Source organism: Zoogloea sp. LCSB751 (genome assembly GCF_002028455.1).
Classification (GTDB): domain Bacteria; phylum Pseudomonadota; class Gammaproteobacteria; order Burkholderiales; family Rhodocyclaceae; genus Zoogloea.
Genome location: NZ_MWUM01000400.1, coordinates 1 through 254 on the forward strand (window position 1 = coordinate 1; position 254 = coordinate 254).

General features: G+C 60.6%; 1 pseudogene. It reads left to right on the forward strand.

Annotated features, from left to right (window positions below):
• Positions 1 to 9: 9 nt before the first annotated feature.
• Positions 10 to 254 (forward strand): annotated as a pseudogene (locus tag B4920_RS31160) (integrase); the annotation flags it as partial.

Below are 254 nucleotides of genomic sequence, written 5' to 3' on the forward strand. Positions count from 1 at the left end.
ATCCTATCCCTGCAACGCGCTTTTGGGCTCAGGTTCGAGGAGGCGGCGAAATTGGACGCGGTGAGGGCCCTAGCACAGGCCCAACATGGCATGGTGCGCATCGAGGCCGCCACCAAAGGTGGTCTGGCCCGCGATGTCCCGATAACCAACCCACTGGAGCAAAAATTTCTGCTAGCCAACGCGGCCAATATCCAAGAGAACGCGCGCAGCCTGATCCCCGCGCATCAGACCTATCGTGAATTTCGCGCGGAGGC